Source organism: Simiduia sp., assembly GCF_058345725.1.
In genome coordinates this window covers 104,253-130,347 of sequence record NZ_JBTUOC010000012.1, presented here as the reverse complement: position 1 = coordinate 130,347, position 26,095 = coordinate 104,253, and the positions used below count along the sequence as shown (strand labels likewise).

Annotated in this window: 31 protein-coding genes and 1 tRNA gene; 20 read left to right on the top strand and 12 right to left on the bottom strand. The window is 54.4% G+C overall.

The window, feature by feature from the left end; genetic code table 11:
- Nucleotides 1-55: 55 nt before the first annotated feature.
- Both ACW8F6_RS03205 and ACW8F6_RS03200 read right to left on the bottom strand, forming a co-directional pair.
- The gene (locus ACW8F6_RS03205; protein ID WP_491574390.1) at nucleotides 56-346 is read right to left on the bottom strand and encodes a hypothetical protein; all 291 of its coding nucleotides are present in this window, start codon (nucleotides 344-346) and stop codon (nucleotides 56-58) included.
- 125 nt (nucleotides 347-471) lie between these two features.
- Nucleotides 472-912, bottom strand: a complete 441-nt coding sequence (locus tag ACW8F6_RS03200) for a tetratricopeptide repeat protein (RefSeq protein WP_491574389.1) — start codon at nucleotides 910-912, stop codon at nucleotides 472-474.
- A gap of 112 nt (nucleotides 913-1,024) precedes the next feature.
- On the opposite strand from ACW8F6_RS03200, the gene ACW8F6_RS03195 reads away from it, so the two are divergent.
- Together ACW8F6_RS03195 and ACW8F6_RS03190 are read left to right on the top strand one after the other, a co-directional pair.
- Entirely contained in the window at nucleotides 1,025-2,560 is a 1,536-nt protein-coding gene (locus tag ACW8F6_RS03195) for a DNA recombination protein RmuC (RefSeq protein WP_491574388.1), read from the top strand.
- Nucleotides 2,561-2,581: 21 nt separating this feature from the next.
- Nucleotides 2,582-3,046, top strand: a complete 465-nt coding sequence (locus ACW8F6_RS03190) for a DUF2489 domain-containing protein (protein WP_491574387.1) — start codon at nucleotides 2,582-2,584, stop codon at nucleotides 3,044-3,046.
- Here ACW8F6_RS03190 and trmA read toward each other — a convergent pair.
- Nucleotides 3,015-4,115 carry a tRNA (uridine(54)-C5)-methyltransferase TrmA gene (gene trmA, locus ACW8F6_RS03185; RefSeq protein ID WP_491574386.1) on the bottom strand — a complete coding sequence of 367 codons (1,101 nt, stop codon included), beginning with the start codon at nucleotides 4,113-4,115 and terminating at the stop codon, nucleotides 3,015-3,017. The genes ACW8F6_RS03190 and trmA overlap by 32 nt on opposite strands.
- Before the next feature lie 159 nt (nucleotides 4,116-4,274).
- Here trmA and ACW8F6_RS03180 point away from each other — a divergent pair, with 159 nt between their 5' ends.
- A complete protein-coding gene (locus ACW8F6_RS03180) occupies nucleotides 4,275-4,682 on the top strand; it encodes a secondary thiamine-phosphate synthase enzyme YjbQ (protein ID WP_491574385.1) in 408 nt (135 codons plus the stop codon).
- A gap of 5 nt (nucleotides 4,683-4,687) precedes the next feature.
- On the opposite strand, the gene ACW8F6_RS03175 is transcribed toward ACW8F6_RS03180, so the two are convergent.
- The 7 genes from ACW8F6_RS03175 to ACW8F6_RS03145 all read right to left on the bottom strand — a co-directional run bounded on the left by ACW8F6_RS03175 (nucleotide 4,688) and on the right by ACW8F6_RS03145 (nucleotide 10,089).
- Nucleotides 4,688-4,996 (bottom strand): TusE/DsrC/DsvC family sulfur relay protein, encoded by a 309-nt coding sequence (locus ACW8F6_RS03175; protein ID WP_491574384.1) that lies wholly within the window; start codon nucleotides 4,994-4,996, stop codon nucleotides 4,688-4,690.
- 2 nt (nucleotides 4,997-4,998) lie between these two features.
- Nucleotides 4,999-5,283, bottom strand: a complete 285-nt coding sequence (gene tusB, locus ACW8F6_RS03170) for a sulfurtransferase complex subunit TusB (protein ID WP_491574383.1) — start codon at nucleotides 5,281-5,283, stop codon at nucleotides 4,999-5,001.
- Nucleotide 5,284: 1 nt separating this feature from the next.
- Nucleotides 5,285-5,650 carry a sulfurtransferase complex subunit TusC gene (gene tusC / locus ACW8F6_RS03165; protein WP_491574382.1) on the bottom strand — a complete coding sequence of 122 codons (366 nt, stop codon included), beginning with the start codon at nucleotides 5,648-5,650 and terminating at the stop codon, nucleotides 5,285-5,287.
- A complete protein-coding gene (gene tusD / locus ACW8F6_RS03160; RefSeq protein ID WP_491574381.1) occupies nucleotides 5,647-6,033 on the bottom strand; it encodes a sulfurtransferase complex subunit TusD in 387 nt (128 codons plus the stop codon). Before tusD ends, tusC begins: the two co-directional genes overlap by 4 nt.
- A 71-nt stretch (nucleotides 6,034-6,104) precedes the next feature.
- Nucleotides 6,105-6,791 carry a Bax inhibitor-1/YccA family protein gene (locus ACW8F6_RS03155; protein ID WP_491574380.1) on the bottom strand — a complete coding sequence of 229 codons (687 nt, stop codon included), beginning with the start codon at nucleotides 6,789-6,791 and terminating at the stop codon, nucleotides 6,105-6,107.
- Between the two features lie 166 nt (nucleotides 6,792-6,957).
- Nucleotides 6,958-7,045: transfer RNA gene (locus tag ACW8F6_RS03150), tRNA-Ser, on the bottom strand.
- Between the two features lie 128 nt (nucleotides 7,046-7,173).
- Entirely contained in the window at nucleotides 7,174-10,089 is a 2,916-nt protein-coding gene (locus tag ACW8F6_RS03145) for an Rne/Rng family ribonuclease (RefSeq protein ID WP_491574379.1), read from the bottom strand.
- Nucleotides 10,090-10,792: 703 nt separating this feature from the next.
- Here ACW8F6_RS03145 and rluC point away from each other — a divergent pair.
- Nucleotides 10,793-11,758 (top strand): 23S rRNA pseudouridine(955/2504/2580) synthase RluC, encoded by a 966-nt coding sequence (rluC, locus tag ACW8F6_RS03140; RefSeq protein WP_491574378.1) that lies wholly within the window; start codon nucleotides 10,793-10,795, stop codon nucleotides 11,756-11,758.
- A complete protein-coding gene (locus tag ACW8F6_RS03135; RefSeq protein WP_491574377.1) occupies nucleotides 11,749-12,411 on the top strand; it encodes an HAD family hydrolase in 663 nt (220 codons plus the stop codon). Before rluC ends, ACW8F6_RS03135 begins: the two co-directional genes overlap by 10 nt.
- On the opposite strand, the gene ACW8F6_RS03130 is transcribed toward ACW8F6_RS03135, so the two are convergent.
- Nucleotides 12,391-12,969 (bottom strand): Maf family protein, encoded by a 579-nt coding sequence (locus ACW8F6_RS03130; RefSeq protein WP_491574376.1) that lies wholly within the window; start codon nucleotides 12,967-12,969, stop codon nucleotides 12,391-12,393. The genes ACW8F6_RS03135 and ACW8F6_RS03130 overlap by 21 nt on opposite strands.
- A gap of 268 nt (nucleotides 12,970-13,237) precedes the next feature.
- Here ACW8F6_RS03130 and ACW8F6_RS03125 point away from each other — a divergent pair, with 268 nt between their 5' ends.
- From ACW8F6_RS03125 to tmk, 10 genes are all read left to right on the top strand, one after another.
- Nucleotides 13,238-13,702 (top strand): YceD family protein, encoded by a 465-nt coding sequence (locus ACW8F6_RS03125; protein ID WP_491574409.1) that lies wholly within the window; start codon nucleotides 13,238-13,240, stop codon nucleotides 13,700-13,702.
- 43 nt (nucleotides 13,703-13,745) lie between these two features.
- Nucleotides 13,746-13,928 (top strand): 50S ribosomal protein L32, encoded by a 183-nt coding sequence (rpmF, locus tag ACW8F6_RS03120; RefSeq protein WP_183909705.1) that lies wholly within the window; start codon nucleotides 13,746-13,748, stop codon nucleotides 13,926-13,928.
- A gap of 9 nt (nucleotides 13,929-13,937) precedes the next feature.
- Nucleotides 13,938-14,939 carry a phosphate acyltransferase PlsX gene (plsX, locus tag ACW8F6_RS03115; RefSeq protein ID WP_491574375.1) on the top strand — a complete coding sequence of 334 codons (1,002 nt, stop codon included), beginning with the start codon at nucleotides 13,938-13,940 and terminating at the stop codon, nucleotides 14,937-14,939.
- Nucleotides 14,940-14,973: 34 nt separating this feature from the next.
- The gene (fabD, locus tag ACW8F6_RS03110) at nucleotides 14,974-15,921 is read left to right on the top strand and encodes an ACP S-malonyltransferase (protein WP_491574374.1); all 948 of its coding nucleotides are present in this window, start codon (nucleotides 14,974-14,976) and stop codon (nucleotides 15,919-15,921) included.
- Between the two features lie 23 nt (nucleotides 15,922-15,944).
- Nucleotides 15,945-16,682: a 3-oxoacyl-ACP reductase FabG gene (fabG, locus tag ACW8F6_RS03105; protein ID WP_491574373.1), complete on the top strand. Its 738-nt coding sequence runs from the start codon at nucleotides 15,945-15,947 to the stop codon at nucleotides 16,680-16,682.
- 193 nt (nucleotides 16,683-16,875) lie between these two features.
- Nucleotides 16,876-17,112 carry an acyl carrier protein gene (gene acpP, locus ACW8F6_RS03100; protein ID WP_253355496.1) on the top strand — a complete coding sequence of 79 codons (237 nt, stop codon included), beginning with the start codon at nucleotides 16,876-16,878 and terminating at the stop codon, nucleotides 17,110-17,112.
- A 134-nt stretch (nucleotides 17,113-17,246) separates the two neighbouring features.
- Entirely contained in the window at nucleotides 17,247-18,485 is a 1,239-nt protein-coding gene (gene fabF / locus ACW8F6_RS03095; protein ID WP_491574372.1) for a beta-ketoacyl-ACP synthase II, read from the top strand.
- A 125-nt stretch (nucleotides 18,486-18,610) separates the two neighbouring features.
- Nucleotides 18,611-19,480 (top strand): aminotransferase class IV, encoded by an 870-nt coding sequence (locus ACW8F6_RS03090; RefSeq protein ID WP_491574371.1) that lies wholly within the window; start codon nucleotides 18,611-18,613, stop codon nucleotides 19,478-19,480.
- 2 nt (nucleotides 19,481-19,482) lie between these two features.
- Nucleotides 19,483-20,502: an endolytic transglycosylase MltG gene (gene mltG, locus ACW8F6_RS03085; RefSeq protein WP_491574370.1), complete on the top strand. Its 1,020-nt coding sequence runs from the start codon at nucleotides 19,483-19,485 to the stop codon at nucleotides 20,500-20,502.
- A 16-nt stretch (nucleotides 20,503-20,518) separates the two neighbouring features.
- Nucleotides 20,519-21,157, top strand: a complete 639-nt coding sequence (tmk, locus tag ACW8F6_RS03080) for a dTMP kinase (RefSeq protein ID WP_491574369.1) — start codon at nucleotides 20,519-20,521, stop codon at nucleotides 21,155-21,157.
- On the opposite strand, the gene ACW8F6_RS03075 is transcribed toward tmk, so the two are convergent.
- Complete coding sequence (locus ACW8F6_RS03075) at nucleotides 21,158-21,832, bottom strand: pseudouridine synthase (protein ID WP_491574368.1); 675 nt, start codon at nucleotides 21,830-21,832, stop codon at nucleotides 21,158-21,160.
- An 85-nt stretch (nucleotides 21,833-21,917) separates the two neighbouring features.
- Here ACW8F6_RS03075 and ACW8F6_RS03070 point away from each other — a divergent pair, with 85 nt between their 5' ends.
- The 5 genes from ACW8F6_RS03070 (at nucleotide 21,918) to ACW8F6_RS03050 (ending at nucleotide 26,032) form a co-directional block, all read left to right on the top strand.
- Nucleotides 21,918-22,928, top strand: a complete 1,011-nt coding sequence (locus tag ACW8F6_RS03070) for a DNA polymerase III subunit delta' (RefSeq protein ID WP_491574367.1) — start codon at nucleotides 21,918-21,920, stop codon at nucleotides 22,926-22,928.
- Nucleotides 22,929-23,060: 132 nt separating this feature from the next.
- Complete coding sequence (locus ACW8F6_RS03065; RefSeq protein ID WP_491574366.1) at nucleotides 23,061-23,411, top strand: PilZ domain-containing protein; 351 nt, start codon at nucleotides 23,061-23,063, stop codon at nucleotides 23,409-23,411.
- Between the two features lie 92 nt (nucleotides 23,412-23,503).
- Nucleotides 23,504-24,289, top strand: a complete 786-nt coding sequence (locus tag ACW8F6_RS03060; protein ID WP_491574365.1) for a TatD family hydrolase — start codon at nucleotides 23,504-23,506, stop codon at nucleotides 24,287-24,289.
- 3 nt (nucleotides 24,290-24,292) lie between these two features.
- Nucleotides 24,293-24,919: a dUTP diphosphatase gene (locus tag ACW8F6_RS03055; protein WP_491574364.1), complete on the top strand. Its 627-nt coding sequence runs from the start codon at nucleotides 24,293-24,295 to the stop codon at nucleotides 24,917-24,919.
- Between the two features lie 129 nt (nucleotides 24,920-25,048).
- On the top strand, nucleotides 25,049-26,032 hold the full coding sequence (locus ACW8F6_RS03050; protein ID WP_491574363.1) for a malate dehydrogenase: 984 nt from the start codon (nucleotides 25,049-25,051) through the stop codon (nucleotides 26,030-26,032).
- Nucleotides 26,033-26,095 lie beyond the last annotated feature (63 nt).

Below are 26,095 nucleotides of genomic sequence, written 5' to 3'. Positions count from 1 at the left end.
GCTGGCGTACGCGCAAAGCGCGACCAACGCCCGGTAAACCGGGCGTTGGTGGAGGTTAGCCAGCCATGCGTGCCTTGTAGGCGCGCACTGCCTGGTTAAACTTCTCGGCGGTTTCCTTCATCTCGTCGACCATCGAGTTGTGTTGTGCGGTGCTGATATTACACTTGAGGTACTTTTCGGCGGTATCCACATAAGCCTGAACATCATTTTTCGCTTTAATCATTTGAGGTGTCACGGCGGTTGCGGGGTCTGGAATCTCCGGTGGGTCTGGGCGCGTGCAGGCGAACAGTATCTGGCTGGCGAGCAGGCCTGTGATAAAGCTGAGCGTTACTAGAGTTCTTCTCATTGCAGTGATCCTAATCATGGTCTTCAAATCGCGCGGCAGGCTCACGGGTTGCCAAGCGCGCTAAGTATAAATTTAGCACAGAAGCAAAAAAGTGCTTAAAACCATCTGTAATAGAAAACGAATAGTCAATGCGCTTGCGTCAGATCGTCGATCGCCTGTAGATAGACCGCTGGCTCGGCCGCTAACATTGCTTGGCCACCATGCTGGTGTACCTCAAAGAGCACCACTCGGGCCGCTGCTTTATCGCCCATTTCGAACAGGATTTGTCCTTTGCGCATTTTGCAGAACAGATTTTTGTGGGCATCGGGACAAAAGAGCGCAGAATTGGCTGCCTCTAATGCCTGGGGCCACTTGCGTAGTTTAAAGTAGGCGTCGGACAGGGCAGTTAACACCCAGGCTGCGGCATGAAACTGCGTTTGAGGCTTGGGCAGTAAGACCCAGGCTTGGTAGAATGTCCGCACCGCTTGTTCATAAGCTTCCTGATCGTAAAACTGATAACCCTGTGTGCATAAATCTTTGATGCGCTTTAACAGGGGATCAGGGAGTGCGCTGGGTGCTGCTGACATTGTGCTGGGCCTGTAATCTGACTGGCCGCATAATACCAAAGGCCTGTCGTTGGCTCTAGCGGCCAACTTGTATTTACCGGGGAGAATGCCGTTGGCATTGGATATCACTGCTTTGAGTTGGGCGTTAGTGGGTTGTCTGCTAACTGTATTGCTACTTGTGCCCTTTAGTGTTTGGTTGGCAAGCACGCGCGCCGCCCGGGTGCGTGCCGAAGCCGATTTATTGGCTGCACAGCGCGAGACGGCGCAACAGCTGCAGGAGCAGCAATTATTGTCGCGCATCGCTCAATTGGAGCAGCAGTACACAGAGCGAGGCAGCCAACTGACACAGGCTACCGAAAGATTAGAGCAGGCGTCTCAGGAAGTTTCCAATTTGCGTGCCGATAACGCGGCGCGCGCTGAACGCCTCGCCGCATTGGAAGCAATACGCGATGAGTACCAGCAGCGCAATGCCGAGATCATGGCCCTGCGCGAACAAAATAGTCGTTTGACCGCTGAACTTGAGCAACAGCAATTGCGAACACAGGAGCAGCTGGCCTTGCTGCAAGAGGCAAAACAGACGCTAATGCGAGAGTTTGAAAATACGGCCAATAAAATTTTTGATGACAAGCAGCAGCGCTTTTCACTGCAAAGTAAGGAGGCGCTGGAATCCACGCTGAACCCCTTGCGACAACAATTGGGCGACTTCAGAAAACGCGTGGACGATGTCTACAGTCAGGAGGCCGCCGAACGCAATAAGTTGGTGGGGCAGGTTACTGAGCTGGCAAAGCAAACGCAGAAAATCAGTCAGGATGCTATTAACCTAACAAATGCCCTTAAGGGTGATAGCAAGGCTCAGGGCAACTGGGGGGAGGTGGTCCTCGAACGGTTATTGGAAGAATCGGGCCTTCAAAAAGGACGAGAGTATGAGACTCAGGTCAGCTTGAAATCCGAGTCGGGAAATCGTCGCAACCCGGATGTGGTGATTAGGTTGCCTGAAAACAAAGACATTATTATCGACGCCAAAGTTAGTTTGTTGGACTATGAGCGCTATTGTAGCGCCTCAACAGACAGCGAGCGTGCGCAATACCTGCGTGCGCACATCAACTCTATGCGCAACCATATCAATGGACTGAGTTTTAAAGACTACGAAAACTTAGAAGGCATTCGCACACTTGATTTCGTATTTATTTTTGTGCCCATTGAGGCGGCCTTTATGTTGGCGTTGCAGGAAGAGCCGGCGATATTTCGCGATGCCTACGACAAACATATTATCCTGGTGAGTCCCACTACGTTGCTGGCTACATTGCGTACGGTAGAAAATATTTGGCGCTATGAAAAGCAAAATCGCAATGCAGAAAAAATCGCTGCACAGGCCGGTGGCTTGTATGATCAGTTTGTATTGATGCTAGATGCATTTGATGATGTGGGCAAGGCTATTGGTCGCACCCAGGATGCCTACGACAAGGCGCGCAATCGTCTAAAGGCCGGGCGCGGTAATTTGATTAAGCGAGTGGAGGATATCCGCAAGTTGGGCGCAAAGACCAAGAAGCAGCTAAAGGGCGATTTGGTAAATGCTGCTCTAGATGACGGCGATCAGGCGCTATTGGGGGCGACGGATGCCGATGAAGAACAGGCGTTGCTAACAGTTGAAGATCAGCTTTCAGAATAACGGTATTAAGCAGGGGTGGATATGTCTTGGGTGATTGCAGCAGCCGTGGTGCTGGTAGCGTTGACGTTGTACGCAGGTTATTTGCTGGTGTTGGTGCGCAAACAGCAGGCCTCGCAGCAGGCAAAGTTGGCGGAATTAGAGGGTTTTGTGGCGCTTGAGCGGGAAAAGCGAGTCAACAGTGTACGTATTTTGGCGCAAGGTATTTTAGATGACCAGCTCTCGCACACAGAGGCGGCGATTCGTATCACGGCGCTGCTCGATATTCTGGGCCAGGGTCAGGTGGCGCGCGAGGAGCACGTGGCGTTGTTTAAGTTGGCCGATGAAACCCTTCATATTCCGCGCTTGGCGGATTGGAAAAAGCTGGATAAGAAAGCCCAGCGTCGCTACGATAAAGAGCGCTTGGCCGCGGAGGCTAAATACCGCGACTTTGTCAGAGCTTCGGCGCAAGTATTGGTTAAGTTTGAGCTGAGCGACGCCTCAATATAGCGCCGCACTCCAGGTGGTGCGTATAGGGGAACTGATCGAAAACAGCAAAATGCGCAATGGTATGCGTGTTGGCTAACGTCCGCAGGTTGTTCAGCAATGTGTCTGGGTTGCAGGAGACGTAGATAATATTTTCGAAGCGGCCTGCCAAGGCCAGTGTCTCGTTGTCTAATCCAGCGCGTGGGGGGTCGACGAAAATGCTAGTAAAATTGTATTCGGTAAGGTCTACGTGCGCCAGACGCCGAAACGGTCTGACCCCATCCATGGCCTGAGTGAACTCTTCGCTGGACATGCGCACTACGGTGACATTGTCCACGTCATTGGCTGCAAAATTGAAATTGGCAGACTGCACCGAAGTCTTTGATATTTCGGTGGCCAAAACACGCCGGAAGTTTTTTGACAGGGGCACGGTAAAGTTACCGTTGCCGCAGTAAAGCTCAAGCAGGTCGGCGTGGGGGTCTTTGGCGTGGTCGACGGCCCAGGACAGCATTTTTTCGCAGACAGCTGCGTTGGGTTGGGTAAAGCTGGCTTCCACTTGCTGATAGGTGTAAATGTGGTCGTGAACCTGCAACTTCTCGATGACGTGATCACGGTCAAGCAGAATTCTCTGGCCTCGCGAACGCCCAATAATGTCGACATTGAGGTTTGCTTTTAGCTGCTTGGCTTGCGCAACCCAGTCATCACCCAAGGGTTTGTGATAAATCAGTGTGATCAGTGCCTCGCCACTTTTCGTTGTGAGAAACTCGGCTTGAAACAATTTTTTACGCAGTATTTCGCTGTTGTTTATCGCTTCCAGCAGTGTTGGCATGAGGGTATTGATGCGCTCGGAGCCAACCGGAAAGGTGTCGATAATAAACGGGGTTTTGTATTGGCCCGGTTGATACATCGCGTAGTGGGCAGTGCCGTCTTGTTGCCAAATTTTGAACTCGGCGCGCTGGCGGTAGTGTTGTCTGGGCGACTCAAATACTGCAATATCCGGTAGCGTTAACTCGGCAAACTGTTGCCGTAGGTGCGCCAGCTTTTCGTCGAGTTGGTGTGTATAAGTATCTGGTGCTACCTGGTGAATGGACATGAATGCAATTGCCTGAACGCTATGGGTAATTGAGTAGGGCTGTGAACCGGTGTTCCGCTGTTTTGCCTAAAAGCAATGGCAGCAGTGCGGTGTATAAAGGTGCTCATTATACCTGATCAATTGCGTAATGCATGTGGCGCTAAAGTAGAGGGGGTTTGTATGGTATTGAATTTGGCGGTCACAACGCCGGGGCAGGGCTTGCATAGTATTACAGGCGCTGTATCGCGATTGATAAGTGGGCAGTGTCCTGCCGAGGGCCTGTGTACCTTGTATATGCCGCACACGTCGGCCAGCTTATTGATACAAGAAAACTACGATGCCAGCGCACAGCGGGACTTAGAGGCTTGGTTAAACCGCCTGGTACCCGAAAATGATGCCTTGTATACCCACACGCTGGAGGGGGCAGACGACATGCCCGCGCACATCAAGGCCATGCTAACAGCCGTCAGTGTATCGATTCCGATTTTGGATCACGCGTTAGCGCTGGGCCGCTGGCAGGGGCTATACCTGTGGGAACATCGGCGGGGAAAGCAACAGCGCCAGTTGTTGGTGCACTTGTCGAACTGACGGCCTCACAGGCAGTTGGTGGGTCTGGGCAGCCCGGCAATTTTTGCCGCCAATTTTGCGGGGCTGCCCGGAAAAAGTTGCATAAGGTAAATGCTGCGACCTTTTTCTGCGCCCAGTTGCTGACCTATGTATTTCACTAGCGGGCGCATGGCTGGCGACAGTGCATAGGTGTGGTAAAACGCACGCAGTGCATGTAGTACCTCCCAGTGGGCCTCTGTCAGGGTTATCGATTCTTGTGCCGCTAGCCACATGGCCGCCGCTTCATCCCAGTCCTCTAAGTTGGCCAGATAGCCGTCTTTGTCAGTAGCGTACACGGTCAGTACCAATTCACGATGGGGCAGTGGCTGGCAGTCAGTGCCACAAAGCCGGGGTAATCTACAGTATTGACGCTCTGCGAGGGTGTAATCGCGCGTGCGGCAATATCCTCTGCAAGGGCAAGCAGCGTGACATCGGGTTGCGAGCACAGCGGATGCTTGGGGTTTTGCAGGTTATAGACGCCATCCTCAATTAGCAGCAGGGTATCACCCGCCCCCAGTGCTGCCAGACAGGCCTGCACGGCAGGGTGATCACCGGTGCGGTTTAAAGTGTGTAATTTCGCCATGTTAAAAAATCAGTACCTGATCTGCGTTGTCGAGCAATTGGCTGAGTCCTGCGTCATCGATCCAGACAATATTTTTCTGAATTGGCTTAATGCCTCTGGCTTCAGCGGATGGCTGGTGCACATACAGTTTGTCTACGTCGTAGAGTGGCAGGGCGGCCAGCTGTCGGGTTAGGTCTGGTAGCGCTAAGGCGTGTGCGTTGATGTCGCCATGGAGCTGCCAAACGCCGTCGCCCATAAATATTGCAACTACGGTTTGCTCGAATGCGGCAGCCGCTAGCAAGGCGTCCAGACCTTCTTTGGCGGCGATACTGGCGCTAGGGGATTGGCGGAATACATACGCCAAAGTTTTTGCGGTTGTGACACTCATCCGAAGGTAATCAGGCGATCTACTGTTACGCCTGCCTCCACAAGTTGGCCCAATCCGGACAGCTGAAAACCCTCGGCGATATTGTGGGCGGGCAACTGGTAGCGGTCTGCCTCCTGCGAGTCGACAATGCCGCGACGCAAGCCTGCAGCGATGCACACCACCAGGTCGATCCCGTGTGCGCTCGCCAGCGCTTGCCAATGGCCATGGATGGCCGTTTCGTCCTGAGGGGGGTGTTGCAAGAGACTGGCGTTGAAGACACCGTCACCGTAAAAAAATACGCGCGCAACTTGGTGGCCCTGAGCCAATGCTGCTCTGGCAAAGGCCAGTGCCGAGTGGGCGCCGTTGTGCGTGGGTGAGCTTAAAACTAACAGGGCATATTTCATGGGCGTATTTGGTCAGCCGTAAAAGTAAAAAAGCCCCGGCGGGGCTTTTTTAGTTAACCAGTTATTAGCGATTAATCATCGCCGCTAAAGGCACCGAGCAAATGCAATAAACTAGTGAACAGGTTATGAATGTTCAGGTAGAGCGCAACGGTCGCCATGATGTAATTGGTTTCGCCGCCATTCACGATCCTGCTGGTGTCGTAGAGAATAAAGCCAGACATCAGCAGCACGATCACGGCGCTGATTGCCAGATGTGCACCGGAAATATGAATGCCGAAAAAGCTCAGACCAAACAGGGCTAGCATGGCAACAATGGCGACAATCAGGCCGGTAATTAAGAAGCCGCCCATAAAGGTAAAATCTTTACCAGTAGTCAGCACATAGCCAGACAAGCCGAAGAAGACCAGTGCGGTGCCGCCCAGTGCCTGCATAATTAGCATGCTGCCGTTCGGCATGGCCAGGTAGTGGCTTAACATTGGCCCCAGGCTGCCGCCCAAAAGTGCAACAAACGCAAACACAACCCACAGGCCAGAAGCCGAATTAGCCGTGCGTGGCAAAACGAACCAAACCAGACCTAGTGCGCCTAGCGACATGAGCAGCGAGGTACCGCGGCCAATGCCTACAGCAATAGACAGTGCGGCGCAGATCGCGCTAACCGCCATGGTAATGGCGAGTAGCATATACGTATTGCGCAGTACTTTGCTTACATCTGCGCTGTGAGTTGCAGTGCTAGATGTTTGGTTATAAAGCTCTTGCATAACCTTCTCCGTGATTCATTAAATGCTGGGTTGTATCTTACAAACCCCGGCCGTAAAAGCAAGCAAATCGCAGCCCAGGGCCGATGGTATAGCGCAATAACTTTGATGACCTAAATGGCCAAAAGTTCAGATGCTAGAAAGTAGGGATCGTGGAGCGAAGAGAAAATGGCGGAAGGGGTGGGATTTGAACCCACGGATGCTCGCACATCGCCGGTTTTCAAGACCGGTGCATTCGACCACTCTGCCACCCTTCCGTAGCAGGCGCAGATTATACAGACCGAAAAGGTCTTGGCAAGCTGTAAGTGTCTATTTTTTCTAAATATTTTTGTTCAATAAATGAGCGGGCATAAAAAAGGCCGGCTTAATAGCCGGCCTTGGTTGGTTAGGCGTCTGCCTCTGACGGTCGCTTGTTGCGCGGGTCGTTGGCGGGCCTGGTCAGTGGCTTGGGGCTGTGCTCAATTTGCGCCGGTAGGGCGGTGTTGAGCGGGCGTCCCGCAGACTTTTTACGCGTTTCAGTGGTGACCATGACTTGGGCAACAGGTTTAGGATTGTTGCGTGGGTCATTGCTGGGGCGGGTGTAGTCCGCCTTTTCAGCCGGTGCATCAGCCGTTGGTGCTGCCGCTGTTGTCTGTGTAGGCGCGGCTGCTTGTGTAGCCGGTGCTTGCACCACAGATTCCGACGCTGGTGTCTCTGCTGCAGATTGCGCTTCGACTTGGTGGCTTGCTTCGGTTTCAGTCGTTTCAGCTTCAGCTTCAGCTTCAGCTACTTCGCCTGTCTTAGTTTCAGCTGCCACTTCAGTTTCGGTAGGTTCTGATGCTGTAGCTGGTTTGCTGTCAGCGCTAGGCTGAGCGTGTGCCTCTACTGGTTCGGGCGCCTCTGTTTCCTCCTGAGCAGATTCTTGATCAGCTTCTACTGGTTCTGCAGGGCTTGGCTTGGCGGCACCAGAGTCGGCGGCAGATTCCGGCGCCGTGCTTGCCTTAGGCGCTGTTTCGTCGGCCTGTGCGATGGGTGCGTCGTCCGTGTTATCGGTTTCGACAGCCTCTGTCGCAGGCACTACAGCGGGCTCTGCGCGTTTTTCGTCGGGCTTCTGATTGCGCGATTTAGCAGTTTCCCGCTTGGGCGCAGCCTGTTCCTCTGCGTCCTGGGTGTCGCTACCCTCGGCTTCTTTCTCCAGTTGCTCTACCTGTTCAGCGCGGCGACCGCGACGGCGCTCTTGCGTGCGACCGCGGCGCGAGTTGGGGCGTCGAGCAGGGCGATCATCATTGTTGTCATCGGTATTATTGCCGGTGTCATCAGTGCTTTTATCCGCCGCTTGCGGTGGATTCTGCTCGCGATTGTCGTTGCTGGTCTCGCTGCTATTGTCACTGCTGTCGTTGTTGCCACCGCGACGACGACGGCGACGGCGACGGTTGCCGCGTTGTTCGTCGCTGTTCTCAGTTGTGTCATCGGGCTTGGTCTGGCGCTTGTTGTCCGATTTCTCAGCTTTGTTGTCGCCGCCGTCGGTATCTTCGTTATTGCGACGGCTGCGGCGGCGGCTGCCACCTTGGTTGTTGCGGTTGCGCGTATTGCGACGGCGATCGTTGCTGCCTTTGGCGGATTTCTTAGGTTTAGGCTTTGGTGCAAAAAGAGCCACAATGGCTGCGATCCAGCGCGCCAATAAGCCGGGTACTACCACGGGTGCAGGTGTCGGCGCCGGCTGCGTGGGCGCTACCTGTTGTACGGCTGCCCGCGCAATGGGTTTGGGTGCTGCGTTCAAATCATTTTCCGCTTCGATCAACTCTGCGGGCGATGAAATTTTATAGCTGGTTTCCAGCGTGCCTTCGTCGTCGTCGCGCAGGCGTTGCACTTCAAAGTGCGGCGTTTGCAGCTCGGGCTTGGGGACGATTAAGACGCGAATGTTGTTGCGCGCCTCAATTTTGCTGATGGTTTTACGCTTTTCGTTCAGCAAGTAGGTGGCAACAGAAACCGGTGCGATGGCGCGAATTTCTGCGCTGCGCTCTTTTTGTGCTTCTTCTTCTACTAGGCGTAGGATCGATAGTGCCAAAGATTTGGTGCTGCGAATGGTGCCTTGGCCGGAGCAGCGCGGGCAGACCTTCGACATGGTTTCTTCAAGCGAAGGACGCAGGCGTTGACGCGACATTTCCAGTAGGCCAAATCGCGAAATGCGACCCACTTGCACGCGCGCGCGATCCATTTCCAGGGCTTCGCGAATGCGATTCTCAACTTCGCGTTGGTTTTTGGCAGACTGCATGTCGATGAAGTCGATCACAACCAAACCGCCGATATCGCGCAGGCGCAATTGGCGGGCAATTTCAGTGGCCGCTTCCAGGTTAGTTTGCAGGGCAGTTTCTTCGATGTCGCCGCCCTTGGTAGCGCGCGAAGAGTTGATGTCTATGGACACCAGTGCTTCAGTTGGATCGATCACAATGGAGCCGCCGGATGGCAGCTTTACTTCGCGTTCGAAGGCGGTTTCGATCTGGCTTTCAATCTGGTAGCGATTGAATAGCGGAATGTCGTCCTCGTAGAACTTCACCTTGCTGTGGTAGTTGGGCATTACCTGTTGGATGAAGGTGCATACCAGGTCGTAGGCCTCGCGGCTGTCCACGATAACCTCGCCCACGTCCTGGCGCAGGTAGTCGCGAATGGCGCGGATGATAACGTTGCTTTCCTGGAACAGAAACTCTGGCGCCTTGTGGGCCTCAGCGGCGGTGGAGAGCTGGCTCCACAGTTGCAGAAGATAGTCTAAATCCCATTGCAGTTCTTCAGCACTGCGGCCAATACCTGCGGTGCGAACAATAATACCCATGCCCTGGGGCACCTGGATATCTGCCAGCGCATCGCGCAACTCTGCGCGCTCTTCACCTTCGATGCGGCGCGAGATACCGCCGGCGCGCGGGTTGTTGGGCATCAGCACAAGGTAGCGGCCCGCCAGGCTGATAAAAGTAGTAAGGGCGGCGCCTTTGTTGCCGCGCTCCTCCTTGTCGACCTGTACGATAACTTCCTGGCCTTCTTTCAGGACGTCTTTAATTTTGACTCGGCCGTCGACATCCTTAGGGGATTTGCTGAAGTACTCGCGGGAAATTTCTTTCAGGGGTAAAAAACCGTGGCGCTCAGCGCCGTAATCGACAAATGCCGCTTCGAGGCTGGGCTCGATGCGCGTGATCTTGCCTTTGTAGATGTTGGCTTTTTTCTGTTCGCGATTGCGATTTTCGATATCCAGGTCGTACAGCCATTGGCCGTCGACGAGGGCAACACGCAACTCTTCAGGTTGAGTTGCATTGATGAGCATTCTTTTCATGCTGTGCCTAATGTTCAGGGCGCAGCAATGTTGCTATAGAGTGTGCTGTAAAGCTGTTTAGCCGCCTAGAAACCCTTGCGCTACCTAATGGCTCGCAAAGTCGGCGGTTGAAATTGGCCGCAACAAACCACAGCGCGCATAACCCGAGGGTTGCGAGTGGTTGTTATGTGGGTTGCGATATTTGCCAAAAATCATCAAAAACTCAGTTAATTGCATTTACATTGTTGTCAGTTCGGTTGCTGACGCTACCAAGGTACATAACGAGGGGAGGTGCGTTCAGGGTCAGAGACAAGTTGTGCTTGTCGCTACCGTGAGTGAGCTTTTGGCCGTCCCTGTTGGTAGTGGCTTCTTACTTCGAGTTTTACAAACAGTCTTTTCAGTGCACTGCAGCAGTCATTGTGCGCGATTGTCACTGTGGAAGTGGGGCCGGCTATTCGCTCTGGCACCAACTACCGCTATTGGGTCTACATCAGCCTTCCGGGGTTGTGTGCCGGCTGCCCACCTCGGGTCAGACGCGCACCACAGATCCTGCGGTTAGCTGGCTGGTTGGCGGTATTTCCTCGCGACTTGCCTTAACGCAATGTCCGGAAACCAGCCCAGTCAGCGGGCTGAACTATAGCAGTAAACCCTAACCCCTTCAATTAGAAAGAAAAATAACAACTGGCTGGTGTAAAATGCGGCATCTTTAGTGCGTTGGCGCCCCATGACAGACTTTCAGCAAGTACAAATTTTAACCGTAGACCCGGATTGCGCAGGTCAGCGCGTGGATAACTTTTTGCTGGCTCGGCTAAAGGGGGTGCCCAAGTCCCGTATTTATCGGTTGTTGCGCAAAGGCGAGGTGCGGGTCAACAAGGGTCGCGTCAAGCCCGAATATAAGTTGCAGGGGGGCGATGCCGTGCGCGTGCCACCCATTCGCTTGGCTGAGGCGGGTGAGCAGGTGCCCGTGGGGCCAGAGCTGGCCGCCAAGCTTGAGGCGTCCATTTTGTTTGAGGACGAGTGCATGATGGCGGTAAATAAGCCGCCCGGCGTTGCGGTTCACGGCGGTAGTGGCGTGCAAGTGGGGCTTATTGAGGCGCTGCGACAAATGCGGCCCGCGGTGAAGTTTTTGGAGCTAGTGCATCGCTTAGATCGGGAAACCAGTGGCGTTATATTGGTGGCCAAAAAGCGCGCATCTCTAAAAGTGTTGCAGGCGCAATTTCGCGATAAATCAGAGCAGATGTCGCTTGCGGGTATTAAAAAGACCTACTGGGCCTTGGTGGATGGGGCTTGGCCGCTGGGTCGAACTGTGGTGGACGAACCGTTGCTTCGAGCAGAAACGGCCAGTGGGGATCGTATTGTTAAAGTGTCTTCGGCGGGCAAGCCCAGTAAAACACTGTTCGGGCTGGTGCGGGCGCTGCGCGGTGCAAGCTGGGTGGAGGCAACGCCGGTGACCGGTCGCACTCATCAGATTCGAGTGCATGCTCGGATTGTGGGTTGCCCGTTATTGGGCGATGACAAATACGGTATTGATGCGGTCAATGCAAAATTGCGCGCGCAGGGGTTGCGTCGCCTGTGCTTGCACGCTGCCAAACTGCAGTTTGCGCACCCCCGGACCGGCGAGATGCTAACGCTGGAGGCGCCAATGCCCGAGGATATGGCGGTTTTGCTGGAGGCGCTCGCATGCTCTTGATTTTTGACTGGGACGGTACCCTCAGTGACTCGACGGCAAAGATTGTTGGCTGTGTGCACGCAGCAGCGGCCGATTTGGCGCTGCCGCGCCTGGCCGATCAGCAGGTGCGCGATATTATCGGCTTGTCCCTTGAGCAGGCCTTGGCACAGCTGTACCCATTTCTTGCTGCGGCGGATCTTGGGCGCTTGAAAGATGCTTATGTGGCGCATTTCACGGCGGCGGATGCGACGCCTTCGGCGTTTTATCCCGGCGTGATGGACACGCTGAATCACTTAAAGCGGGCGGGCTTTTTGCTAACGGTAGCAACCGGTAAGAGCCGCAAAGGTTTGGCGAGGGTGCTAGCCAACTTGGGCATGGAGGACTATTTTCATGCAACCCGGTGCGCCGATGAGACAGCGGGCAAGCCCAATCCGCACATGCTGCATGAGCTGACTGCCTATTTTAATTGTGCTTCGCACGAGGCGGTGATGGTGGGGGATACAGAGTTTGATATGGCCATGGCGCGCTCGGCCGGCATGCCCAGGATTGCGGTAAGTTACGGCGCGCATCCCATTGAGCGGCTGCGGCCTTACCAGCCGGTGTTGTGTATGGATCACTTCGCGGAGTTAAAGGCTTGGGAGCCGCTGGCGCGCTTAGCTGCCGAGCGGGTCTAAACCAAAGTGGCGCAACATGGCGCACAGGCGAATTAACGGTAGTCCCTCCAGCGCGGTGGGGTCGCTGCCACGCATTTGCGCAAAGAGCGCGCTGCCAAGCCCTTCGCATTTAAAGCTGCCGGCGCAATCCAGCGGTTGTTCCTTCTTTATATAGGTTGTGATCTGGGCTTCGTTCAGGGTGTGAAAAGTCACTTGGTAGGGAATGGTGTCGAGTAGGTAGTCGCCGCTTGCGCTATTGAGTAGGCAAAGTCCGGTGTGAAAGGTGACGGTTTTGCCCTGGCAGTGCATGAGTTGGGCTATGGCGTTCGCCTCGGTGCCCGGTTTGTGCAAATGTTGGCCGTCGCAGGTGGCGGCTTGATCTGAACCGATGATGAGCGCGTTGGGGAATTGCTGGGCCAGGTTCCGCGCCTTGGCCAGCGCCAGTCTGGGCGCAAGGTTCGCGGCCTGCTCGGTCGGGTGGGGTGTTTCGTCGATGGCCGGTGCTGCCGCTGTAAATTCGAGCTGCAATCGCTCGAGCAGCTGCTTGCGGTAGCGCGAACTGGAAGCCAGTACCAGCATTGGAAACCTCGTGGAAATTTGTCGTGGGGCGGGTATGGTAGACGCTGCTCTGACGCAGTGCCAGAGGCCTAAAAATCGCTGTGGGCACACGCTGCGCGCGGTATAATGGCTAAAACCTGTCAATTGGCTCGTGAAACCCCGTAAATAGTGGTTATTTCCCTTTGACAGCACATAATCTTGACCCTAGAATTGCGCGCTTATGTCAGATGCCCCCTCTTTAAAGTACTTGCCTCGGCAAGTGGACCCGCGAAAGTTTGCAACTAAGGGGGTGAGTTTGTCTGGTCGCGTGCCCTTGGCAGCCCTGTCGCGATTAAGCGAGGCGGTGCAAAGTGGCGCAGAAGAGATAGACGTGCATTTGGATTTTGGCATTGATGAGCAGGGCGCTAAAACCCTGAAGGGCAATGCCGATGCAAGAGTTTCAGTGGTATGCCAGCGTTGCTTGCAGCCCACACAGCTGACTTTACATGCCGATATCGCCCTGGCGGTGATATGGACAGAAGAGCAGGCGCAAAATCTCTCCAAAGATCTGGACCCCTGGATTTTGGATGAAGGGCCTGCCGATTTGTACTCGGCCGTGGAAGAAGAGCTGTTGTTGGCGCTACCAATGGTGGCCTATCACGAAGAGCAGTGTGTAGATCCCTCTGTGTTGAGTGTTGGTGAAGTAGTGCCGGATACACAGGAATCTAACAACCCTTTTAAAGTGCTGGAGCAACTTAAGGGCTCGCCGAAATAACGAGGCGCCCCGGCTTCAGTCCATTTGGTAAGTAGGAGCTATCATGGCTGTACAACAAAACAAGAAGTCTCGTTCACGTCGTGACATGCGTCGTTCACACGATGCACTGACCGGTCCAACCCTGTCTATCGACCCCACCAGTGGTGAAAAACACCGTCGCCACAATGTGACTGCGGACGGTTTTTACCGTGGTCGCAAGGTAATCGATACTGGTAGCGACGAGTAATACTCGCGTTTGACCACATTACGTATTGCCGTAGATACAATGGGCGGGGACTTAGGTCCCCGCACTGTTTTTCACGCCTGTGAAAATGCCCTCAACGCCTTTCCCTTTCTAGAAATTCTTGCCTTTGGTACCGCAGAAGCTACGCGCCTGCTCCCTGAGCCATTGGCCCAGCACCCGCGATTGCGCTGGCACGAAACAGCTGCGGCCATTGATCCCGGTATTAAGCCCACCGAAGTACTGCGCAACCAAGACAGTTCACTCTGGCTCGCGGTTCAGTCCTTGTCCGAGGGTCGCGCGGACGCTTGTGTCAGCGGGGGCAACACAGGTGCGCTGATGGTGGCGGGCAAGCGACTGCTAGGTATGTTGCCAGGAATCGAGCGGCCGGCCATATGTCAGCAGTGGCCAACGCGCAAGGGGCGAACCTGGGTGTTAGACCTAGGTGCCAATATTGAGGCGTCGCCCCATTTGCTAGTGCAATTTGCGCGCATGGGGGCGCTGTTGACGAGTGAAGCGCAGCCTCGGGTTGCCTTGCTGAATATTGGTACAGAGCCGAACAAGGGCGGCGAGTTGCTTACGCAGGCCGCCGGCTTGCTGGCGGCCGAGCCTGGCATGCACTACACCGGCTATATTGAGGCCAGCCAGTTGTTGAACGGCGATGTGGATGTAGTGGTAACTGATGGGTTTACTGGCAATATCGCTTTGAAAGCGAGTGAGGGCGCGGCCGTATTTTTGGTGGAGCAGCTACGGGCGGCGTTTTCGGCGACTTGGTACGGCAAATTGGTTGGCCAGTTAGCCAAACCCGTATTGCTAAAATGGCGCACACAGTTCGACCCCGCTCGCTATAATGGCGCCAGTTTTTTGGGGCTGTCCCGGCCCTTGATAAAGAGCCATGGCAGCGCCGATGGCAATGCATTTTTCAATGCTATAGCTGTGGCTGTGGCGCAAACGGAGCACCGCTTGCCGGAGCTGTTGGCGGCGCAGTTTCATTTGGCTTCCAAGTCCGCCGAATAGCGCAGATCTAGCATTCCACAACAGGTTTTGAATTATGTCTAACGCAACTTTGGCATTCGTTTTTCCAGGGCAAGGCTCCCAAAAGGTGGGTATGCTGGCCGACTTGGCTGCAGAGCATTCGGTCATACAGGCAACATTCCAAGAGGCGTCAGATGTACTTGGCTACGACCTCTGGGCATTAGTGCAGCAGGGCAGTCAAGAAGACATTAATCTCACAGAGCGCACGCAACCCCTGTTGTTGACTGCCAGCGTTGCTATTTGGCGATTGTGGCAGCAGCAGGGCGGTGCCTTGCCCGCGTTGATGGCTGGCCACAGTTTGGGCGAGTGGTCTGCCCTGGTGTGTTCGGGCGTAGTGGCGTTCACCGATGCTGTCAAATTAGTGCAACAGCGCGGCGCTTTTATGCAGGCCGCAGTACCTGCGGGCGAAGGTGCCATGGCGGCCATTATCGGTCTTTCTGACGAATTGATTAACGCCGCCTGCGAAAAAGCGGCGTCTGCCGGCGTTGTGGCCGCAGTAAACTTTAATTCGCCAGGGCAGGTTGTGATTGCCGGCCAGGCGGCGGCAGTGGAGCAGGCCATGGCTCTGTGTAAAGAGGCCGGCGCCAAGCGGGCATTGCCGCTGCCAGTGAGCGCGCCTTTCCATACTAGCCTTATGCGTCCTGCTGCGGACCAATTGGCGGCTCAGATTGAAGCGACGGCGTTTAATGCGCCGACCATACCCATTGTCCACAATGTACACGCCAAAACCGAAATGGCGCCTGCGGCTATAAAGCAACTCATGATTGAGCAGATTTATCAGCCGGTATTGTGGGTGGATTGCGTGAATGCGCTCGCCGCCGCCGGCATCAATCAGTTGGTGGAGTGCGGTCCTGGTGCGGTCTTGGCCGGTTTGGCCAAGCGCATCGACAAATCCCTGGCGGCAGTGACCACCGGTACCCTGGCCGAGTTTGACAAAGCCTTGGCAGAGGTCGCAGCTGTATAACTAGCGAGAGTAGAGAGTTAATTATGGAAAATAAAGTAGCCTTGGTGACAGGTGCCAGTCGTGGTATTGGCGCGGCCATCGCCGATTTGTTGGGCGCACAAGGTGCCACTGTAATCGGTACCGCAACCAGTGAAAAAGGGGCAGCAGCTATTGGTGCGCGTCTTGCCGAAAAAGGCATCAAGGGCGAGGGTATGGTGCTGAATGTGACCGACGCCGACTCGGTGGCGGCACTGCTAGCAGCGGTTGCAGAAAAATACGGCGCGCCACAGGTATTGGTCAACAATGCGGGTATCACCAAAGACAACTTGCTGATGCGCATGAGTGACGACGAGTGGTTTGATGTGATCAACACCAACTTAAGTGCTATCTATCGGCTGAGCAAAGGCTGCTTGCGCGGCATGATGAAGGCCCGCTGGGGTCGTATTATTAACATCAGCTCAGTTGTGGGCGCGATGGGTAATGCAGGGCAGGCTAACTACGCGGCCACGAAAGCCGGCGTGGCGGGTTTCGCCAGAGCCTTGGCGAAGGAGGTGGGCTCGCGCAACATTACCGTCAATACCGTCGCGCCGGGCTTCATCGATACCGATATGACGAAAGAGCTGCCGGATGCGCAAAAAGAGCTGATGCTGGCTAACATTCCCTTAGCTCGCTTGGGGCAGCCCGAGGAAATTGCAGCAGTGGTGGCGTTTTTGGCCAGTGATGCAGCGGCCTATGTGACTGGCGAAACCATTCACGTCAACGGCGGAATGTACATGGCCTAATGGCCTTAAGTATCTGTTTTTATTGAAAATAATTCGGTAAAAGCAAAATTTTGACCGGTTTGCGTTACAACCGGTTAAAAATCCATGTAAAATGCCGACCCGTGTTGGCCGAAGCACTAAAACATTGGCCGCTTGTCAGGCTAGTTACGACAACGGTTTGACTGATATTACCAACTAGGAGTTGAAAAACGATATGAGCAGCATTGAAGAGCGCGTAAAGAAAATTGTCGCTGAGCAGCTTGGTGTTAAAGAAGAAGAAGTAAAAAACGAAGCCTCTTTCGTTGAAGACTTGGGTGCTGATTCTCTCGATACCGTTGAGCTGGTTATGGCGCTGGAAGAAGAATTCGAAACCGAAATTCCCGACGAGGAAGCTGAAAAGATTACTACTGTTCAGCTGGCCATTGATTACATTAACGAGCATCTCGCGTAATCAGTCGAACGGAAATTCTGTTCGCACCAAAAGCCGTCACTATGTGTAATAGTACGGCTTTTGTTTTTTGGAAAAGCGTATTTTGCCCTTACAGTTTGACAGTCGCCTGATGCCTGTCCAGTTGGAGATTAAACGTGTCGCGTAAACGAGTTGTTGTTACCGGAATGGGCATGGTTTCGCCCTTGGGAAATACTGTCGCTGATACCTGGAAAGGTATTCTTGCTGGCCAAAGCGGTGTTGCGCCAATTAGTCATTTTGATACGGCACCTTTTTCTACCACGTTTAGTGCGTCTGTAAAAAATTTTGAGGTGGAGCCCTACTTGGCGGTGAAAGATGCCCGCAAAATGGACCCCTTTATTCAATACGGTATGGTTGCAGGTATTCAAGCTTGGGAAGATAGCGGTATTACTGTGACCGATGCCAACGCCGAACGTATTGGTGCGGTAATTGGTGCAGGCATTGGTGGTATCGGTTCAATCGCCGACGGTGCCATGACCATTAATGATAAAGGCCCGCGTCGAATCTCGCCGTTCTTTGTGCCCGGTGCGATTATTAATATGATCGCGGGTAACCTGTCCATTAAATACGGTTTCAAAGGTCCAAACCTGGCAGTAGTTACTGCCTGCACGACGGGCACTCACGCAATTGGTTTGGCAGCGCGCTCGATTCAGTATGGCGAGGCCGATGTCATGTTGGCCGGCGGCGCCGAAATGGCCACTACTCCCGTTGGGTTGGCGGGCTTTGCTGCAGCACGTGCCTTGTCTACCCGCAATGATGACCCCACCAAAGCCAGTCGTCCCTGGGATCGCGACCGCGACGGTTTTGTGTTGGGCGACGGTGCAGGCGTCATGGTTCTCGAGGAGTATGAGCATGCCAAGGCGCGGGGCGCCACCATTTACGCAGAGCTCATTGGCTTTGGCATGAGTGGTGATGCCTATCACATGACATCGCCGCCAGAGAACGGTGCCGGTGCCGCTTTGAGTATGCGCAATGCGATTAAAGATGCGGGTATTGATGCCTCGGCCATCAACTACATCAACGCCCACGGCACTTCAACGCCGGCGGGTGATATCGCCGAATGCCAGGCGGTAAAGTCGGTCATGGGCGCCGCCAGTGGGCAGGTGGCAGTGAGCTCAACCAAATCCATGATTGGCCATCTGCTGGGCGCCGCAGGAGCAGTGGAGGCAATTTTCAGTGTGCTGGCTATTCGCGACCAAGTGGCGCCGCCGACGATTAACCTCGATAATCCCAGCGACGGATGCGATATTAATCTTGTGCCGCACACCGCGCAGGAGATGCCGGTCGAGGTAACTATGTCTAACTCCTTTGGCTTCGGTGGCACTAACGGAACCTTGGTATTTAAAAAGGTTTAAGTCAGTGATGTAAGGCTAAACGGCGATCCGACGATCGCCGTTTTATTTTGTGCTGTTCAATTTGTGTTCCAGTGACCGTGCAGATATCAGCCTGCATGGGCTGCAATCGTAAGAGACACGTTCCGATGAATCACTATGTGGCAATGGTAAACGGCGAACTGGATGCACCGATAGATGCGCTAGATCGAGGCCTGTTGTACGGCCACGGATTGTTTGAGACGGTGCGTGTGAGCGAAGGCGTTTTGCCGCTTTTGCCTTGGCATTTGACGCGATTGCGGCGAGATTGTCGCCGACTAAATATAAGCCCGCCGGATGAGCGCGTGCTGACCCAGTCCATTCAATCACTATTGGCCGAAGCCGCAAGGCGCTGGCAAATCAACGCACCGTTAAATGCGCGGCTGAAAATTTTGGTAACTGCAGGGCAGGGCGGCACTGGCTATTTACCTGACCCGAATGCAATGCCAACGGTGGTGGTGCAATTGTTTTCTCGACAGTTTCAGCCGCCGGAGACCTTGAATGCCTGTGTTTGCGAGACACGCCTCGGTGCGACAGTGCTGCACGGCATTAAACACATCAGCCGTTTAGAGCAAGTTGTGCTGGCCCAGGAGGTGGCGACGGCGGCGTGTTTTGAAGGTATTGTCTGTGATCAGGTGGGTCGTGTTGTAGAAGGCGTTGCCAGCAATTTAGTGCTTATGCAGGGCGGTAAGATGCGCACGCCGGAACTGCAGCATTGTGGTGTGGCCGGTGTAATGCGGGCCTACCTTATCGAGCGGGGCTTGATTGAGGTGGCCACTGGGCCTATTGAAGTGCAAGATGTATTGGCGGCCGACCAACTGTACTTTGTGAACAGCAATTGGGGTGCATTGCGAGTGGACGCCTTGACCGTGTCAGGCGAAACTAAGCACTACGAGCCAACAGCGATAGGTCTTGCCTTTGTGCAACGGGTCAGTGAAGTTTTTACACAACAATCGATTAACGGTGAATGTAAACAGTGAGAGTGTTAAAAACGCTTTTTTGGTGTGCATTGATACTGGGGATAGCGGCGGTTTTTGCCGCGCGTAGTTATATGTTGCACTGGGCGGAGACGCCCCTGGCCATCGAGGAAACAGTACATGTCGACGTTCCGCGCGGCCAGTCGTTAATAGCTCTGAGCCACCGTTTGGAGCGACAGGGTATACTGGATGCGCGTCTTTGGGTCTTGTATGCGAGATTGTTTGGCGAGACCCAGATAAAGGCGGGCGAGTACCGGGTTGAACAAAGCGCGACGCCGGCCAGTTTACTGCAACAGATTACTCGCGGGGACGTTGTGCGTTATCAGGCGCAGCTGATTGAAGGCTGGACTTATCGGCAAGCGCTGCAACACCTGCACTCATTAGAGCACCTTGAGCCGCGATTGGCAGGATTGGATTGGACGGCTCAGCAGCAATTACTCGGCATGCACGAGCCGCATCCTGAGGGATGGTTTTTCCCCGATACCTATCAGTATCAAAAGGGTGATTCGGACGTCGATGTGTTAAAGCAGGCCTTTGAAAAGCAGCGTGCAGTACTGGCGGAACTCTGGCCCACCCGGGCGGAAAATTTACCCTACGACTCGCCTTATGATGCTTTGATCATGGCGTCCATCGTGGAGAAGGAAACCGCTATTGATAGCGAGCGCGAACAGATTGCCGGGGTGTTTATTCGTCGGCTGCAAAAACGTATGCGCCTACAGACAGATCCCACGGTTATTTACGGTTTGGGAGAGCGATATCAAGGTAATCTAACGCGCCGCCATTTACAGCAGTCGACGCCCTATAACACCTACACCATTCACGGATTGCCACCGACGCCCATCGCCTTGCCCGGGCGGCGTGCCCTTTACGCGAGCTTGCACCCAGATAATAGCAATACGCTGTATTTTGTCGCAAAAGGCGATGGCTACCATCAATTCTCGGAAACCTTGGAACAGCACAATGCCGCTGTTCGAAAGTATCAATACCGTCGTCGAAGCGATTATCGTTCGACGCCCACGCAATAATTTGTAGGAACTGCCCGTGAAGCCAGGCATTTTTATTACAGTAGAAGGCACTGAAGGTGTTGGTAAATCTACCAACATGGATTTTGTGGAGCAGTGGCTCACCGAACAGGGCGTCAGTGTATTGCGCACGCGAGAACCGGGCGGAACTCCTCTGGCGGAATCCATTCGCGAAATGCTTCTGGCAACCCGAGAGGAGGCGGTAGACCCAACGGCGGAGCTGTTGATGGTTTTTGCCGCGCGCGCTCAGCATTTTAACCAGTTAATTTGTCCGGCGTTGGCGCGGGGGCAGTGGGTCCTGTGCGACCGTTTTACCGATGCCACTTACGCTTATCAAGGTGCAGGCCGAAAGCTCGACGTGTCGTTAATCCAACAATTGGAAAAAGTCGTTCAGGGTGAATTGCGTCCAGACTGCACGCTCCTGTTAGACATCGATGTGCGCGTAGGTTTGGCGCGCGCTCAAAGTCGGGGAGAGCTCGATCGGTTTGAAGTGGAAACGCTAGCATTTTTTGAGCGCGTACGCAGCTGTTATCTCGCCCGCGCAGCGATTGAACCCAATCGGTTTGCCGTAGTGGATGCTGGCCAGCCGCTGGCAAACGTACAGCGGGCAATCCAGGCTCAACTTGAAAATTTACTAAAGCGAGTGCGCAGCAAGTAATTAGAATGCTGCCAGTTCATTCACAGTTACGGTCTGACCGGTTATCGGGTGAGTGAATTGAATGTGTTCGGCGTGCAACAGGAGTCGAGGGGAAAGATCGCGTACAGCGACAGGTGCGTAGAAATCATCGCCCAAAATTGGATGTCCTAGTTGTTGGGCGTGCACGCGCAATTGATGTGACCGGCCGGTTATTGGAACAAATTGTACGCGGGTCGTATCGCGCGCCGAATCGCGCTCGAGGACGCGGTATTGTGTTAAGGCGGGTTTACCGTGTACTGGGTCGACCTTTTGCAATGGTCGGTTGGGCCAGTCGCAGATGAGTGGCAGGTTTATCTCACCGTAATTTTGTTCGACGAGTCCAGCTACCACTGCGACATAGGCTTTTTGCACCTGGCGTTGTTCGAACAATTTGCTGAGAGAGCGGTGCACCGCTTTCCCCAATGCCACGACCAGTAGACCCGATGTGGCATAATCCAGGCGATGAACTGACAGGGCGTCCGGCCACTGGCGCTGTGCGCGGGCGATGGCACAATCCTGCTTTTCGGGCCCTTTGCCGGGCACGCTGAGCATATTGGCTGGTTTACTGAGCACGAGCAGGTGTTCGTCTTGGTAAACGACCTTCGGGTCATCGGCGATTAATGCAATGCTGTGGTCATTGGCTGTGGTGTGGTGCAAGGCAACTGCTCCCTCGAAAAGCGCAGTATGACAAAATTTCTCGCCTCGGGCAGCCGTGGGCTGCAGACAGGAATTACGCACGTTTATGGCACTCTCAGAAATTGAATTTGGATTGAGCCCCTATCCTTGGCAGGGCTCTCACTGGGCCGGGTTAGTGGAGGCGATGGCGGCCGACAGGCTGCCCCACGCGCTCCTTTTAGCCGGTATCGCCGGAGTCGGTAAGGCACACCTGGCACTGTTACTGGCCCATAAATTAATGTGCGCACAGGCTGCCTCTGAGCTGGCCTGTGGTCGCTGTAAGGCCTGTCAGCTGGTAAAGGCAGGTAGCCATCCAGATATGCTGTTAATTGAACCAGAGGCCGCTGGCAAGGCGATCAAGATCGATGCCGTGCGACGCGTGACCGAATTTTTAGCCAAAACTGCACAGCAGGGGGGGCGCAAAGTCGTCGTGCTCGCGCCCGCCGAGTCCATGACCACCGCAGCGGCAAATGCATTATTAAAGAGTCTGGAAGAGCCTGCTGGCAATTCCCATCTCATCTTAGTCAGCCACCAGGCCAGCGGCGTACTGTCGACTATACGCAGTCGCTGTAGGCTACTGACTTTCGGGCAGCCGGCGGCGGATCAGGTGCTGCCTTGGCTAGCCCCGCTGACGGGCACGCGTATGGCGCCAGAGGCACTACTGGCTTTGGCCGGTGGGGCGCCGCTGGCGGCCACTGCACTGCTGGAAGGCGATAGCCTCGAGCAACACCAGGGGCTGATGCAGGGTTTGGAGCAAATCGCGTTGGACCAAATGGGGGCTTTGGAGCTGGCGGCCCAGTGGTTGGCTCAGGATCAATTGCAGTTATTGAATTGGCTGCAGGTGTGGTTAAGCCAATTGCTCAGACAATTGCAGTGGGGCAGTGGTGGTGCAGCAGACCTGGCCTGGGCTGTATCTCTGCTAGGGCGAGGCGATGTGGCAATTTTGCACCGCTACTACGAGAAAGTGGGGCGCGCGCGCAGTGCCCTGGCAGGTGGCTCGAACCCAAATCCGCAACTACTGCTGGAGGAGTTGGCGCTCGACTGGCATGCGCTGTGCCGCGCCATGCGCAGTGCCTAGGCGCTGGTAACGAGCTTGTAGACTGGGCTACACTGGGGTATTGGTCTAGGTGGTAGCGGCCGCTAATATGACCGACGAGTGTGGGCTGCACTCACAAACTCTATCGCAGGTGATTTGGAGAAGGACAGTACAATGGCAGCAATTGGCGGCGCCCGTAATGGCATATTGAATCTTAATATTCGCGATAAGGCGGTACTTTACGCCAGCTATATGCCGTTTGTGCGCAATGGCGGCCTGTTTATTCCTACAACCCGCGCCTACAAGCTCGGCGACGAAGTGTTTATGCTGTTAAGCCTGCTGGACGAAGGAGAAAAAATTCCGGTGGCGGGTAAAGTGGTTTGGGTGACCCCCAAAGGCGCCCAAGGGAACCGCGCGTCGGGCGTCGGTGTGCAATTCAATGACCAGGACAACATGGCCGTGACTAAAATTGAAACCTATCTGGCGGGCTCATTAGGCTCGGACAGACCCACCCATACCATGTAAAATCCCCCCTTCAGAATTAGGCCAGCATGCTGGCCTTTTTTACAGCGCGACGTTTCTCCTATGCGCAGTATCCAAATTTAGGTAATAGTAAGATGTTAGTGGACTCTCATTGCCACCTGGATCGATTGAAATTGGGCGACCGGAGTTTGTCGTCTGCCATCGACGAGGCGCGCGAGCGCGATGTCGATCATCTGCTGTGTATCAGCATCTCTGATAAAAACGTGGACGAAGTGCTAGCCATTGCCGCAGCTTACCCACAGGTATTTGCCTCTGTCGGCACGCACCCCTTAGATATTGCCGAGGGCGCAATGTCGCGCGAGCGGCTGTTGAGTTTAACCCAAGCGCCCAAAGTGGTGGCGGTGGGGGAAACTGGCCTGGATTATTACTATTCAAAGGATGAAAAGCTTGCACAGCAGGCGAGCTTCGCCATGCACCTCTCGGTGGGTGCCGAAACGCAGCTGCCGATAGTTGTGCACACGCGCGATGCCAAAGCGGACACCCTGGCACTGATTAAAAGTCACGGCTCTGAAGCCTCCGCTGGCGTGCTGCATTGTTTCACAGAAGACGTGGCAATGGCGGGCGCAGCCATGGACATGGGGTATTACATTTCCCTGTCGGGCATTGTGACGTTCAAAAACGCCGAGGCGCTGCGCGACGTGGCGCGCTTTGTGCCACTGGATCGGCTGCTCGTCGAAACCGATTCGCCCTATTTGGCACCAGTGCCTTACCGAGGCAAATCCAACGAGCCAAAATTCGTGCGCGAAGTGGCCGAATTTCTGGCCGAATTAAAAGGTGTAAGTTTTACTGCTTTGGCCGAACAAACCACCCAGAACTTTTTTACCTTGTTTAACCGGGCAAAGCCCGTGGCAGGAGCCTGATACATGCAAGCGCAATTACTTACCATGCTTGAACTGCAAGACAGCATGAACAGCAAAGTGCATCCCGATTGGCGCGGACAGAACTTCGCGTGGTATCGAGCCATTTGGGTAGAGTGCGCCGAATTACTGGACCACTACGGATGGAAGTGGTGGAAAAAGCAGGCGCCCGATGTAGCGCAGGTACGGCTGGAGCTGATTGATATCTGGCATTTTGGCTTGAGTATGGTGCTTACAGAGCTAACCGACCCCGATGCGCGCCTGGCACACCTTAGCGTCGAATTAGCTCACCTGGGTGGTCCCGAATTAGCGCCAGAGGCATTTCGGGAAAATCTCGAGGCCTTCGCCGGTCACATCATCACAGAAAAACACTTTTCCGTGCGCCAATTTGCCGGGCTTCTGGCGGCGGTCGGAATGGATTTTGACGATTTATATACAGGTTATGTGGGCAAGAATGTCCTGAATTTTTTCCGCCAGGATCACGGCTACAAAGAAGGTAGCTATCAAAAGGTTTGGGCTGGCAGAGAGGACAACGAGCATTTGGTAGAGGCGGTGGCAAGCTTGGATCACAGCGCCCCAGACTTTGCCGAAGCGCTCTACCAGGCTTTGGCCAGCCGCTACGCTAAAGCTTGATATACATGGCGTCAATGTAGGCTATCATTGCGAGAAATACCGGTTATTGGTGGGGATCAGGTGAATTTTTTGCTCAAGTCCCTATAATGGCCGCCGCTTACTAGGCTAACTCAGTTACGGAGAAATATTGTGAAAACACCCGTTCGTGTCACCGTTACCGGCGCTGCCGGCCAAATCAGCTATTCCCTGTTGTTCCGCATTGCTGCGGGTGAAATGTTGGGCAAAGACCAACCCGTTATTCTGCAAATGCTGGAAATCACCCCCGCACTGGAAGCGCTGAAGGGCGTTGCCATGGAGCTGGATGACTGTGCCTTCCCGTTGTTGGCCGGTATGGTTTGCACTGATGATGCCAACGTAGCCTTTAAAGATGCCGACTACGCACTGCTGGTTGGTGCTCGTCCGCGTGGCCCAGGCATGGAGCGCAAGGATCTGTTGGAAGCCAATGCTGCCATTTTCTCCGTACAAGGCAGGGCTATCAACGATCACGCGTCTCGCGATATTAAAGTATTGGTGGTTGGCAACCCCGCCAATACCAACGCCCTGATTGCTCAGCGCAATGCTCCAGCTATCAATCCGCGTCAGTTCACCGCAATGACGCGCCTGGACCACAACCGTGCACAAACGCAGCTGGCCCAGAAAACCGGTAAATCCATCAACGATGTGAAGAAAATGTTGATTTGGGGCAACCACTCTTCTACTCAGTACCCCGATATTCACCAGACCCTGGTAGACGGCACCCCAGCCATGAATCTGGTTGATCAGGCCTGGTACGAGAGCGACTTCATTCCCGTGGTACAGCAGCGTGGCGCGGCCATTATCAAAGCGCGCGGTGCCTCTTCGGCGGCCTCGGCAGCCAATGCGGCCATTTTCCATATGCGCGACTGGGCGCTGGGTACACCCGAAGGCGATTGGGTGAGTATGGGAGTGTACAGCGACGGTTCTTACGGCATTGAAAAGGGTTTGATTTACTCATTCCCTTGTGTGTGTAAGGGGGGCGACTGGGAAATCGTTCAAGGCTTGGAGATCAACGACTTTTCTCGCGGCAAAATGACCGCCACAGAAAAAGAGCTGCAAGAAGAGCGCGATGCAGTAAAATCACTGCTGCCCGCCTAGCGATCAGACAGTCGGAAAGCGCGGTCATACCGCGCTTTTTTTTCGCCTGAAATTTGGATCACA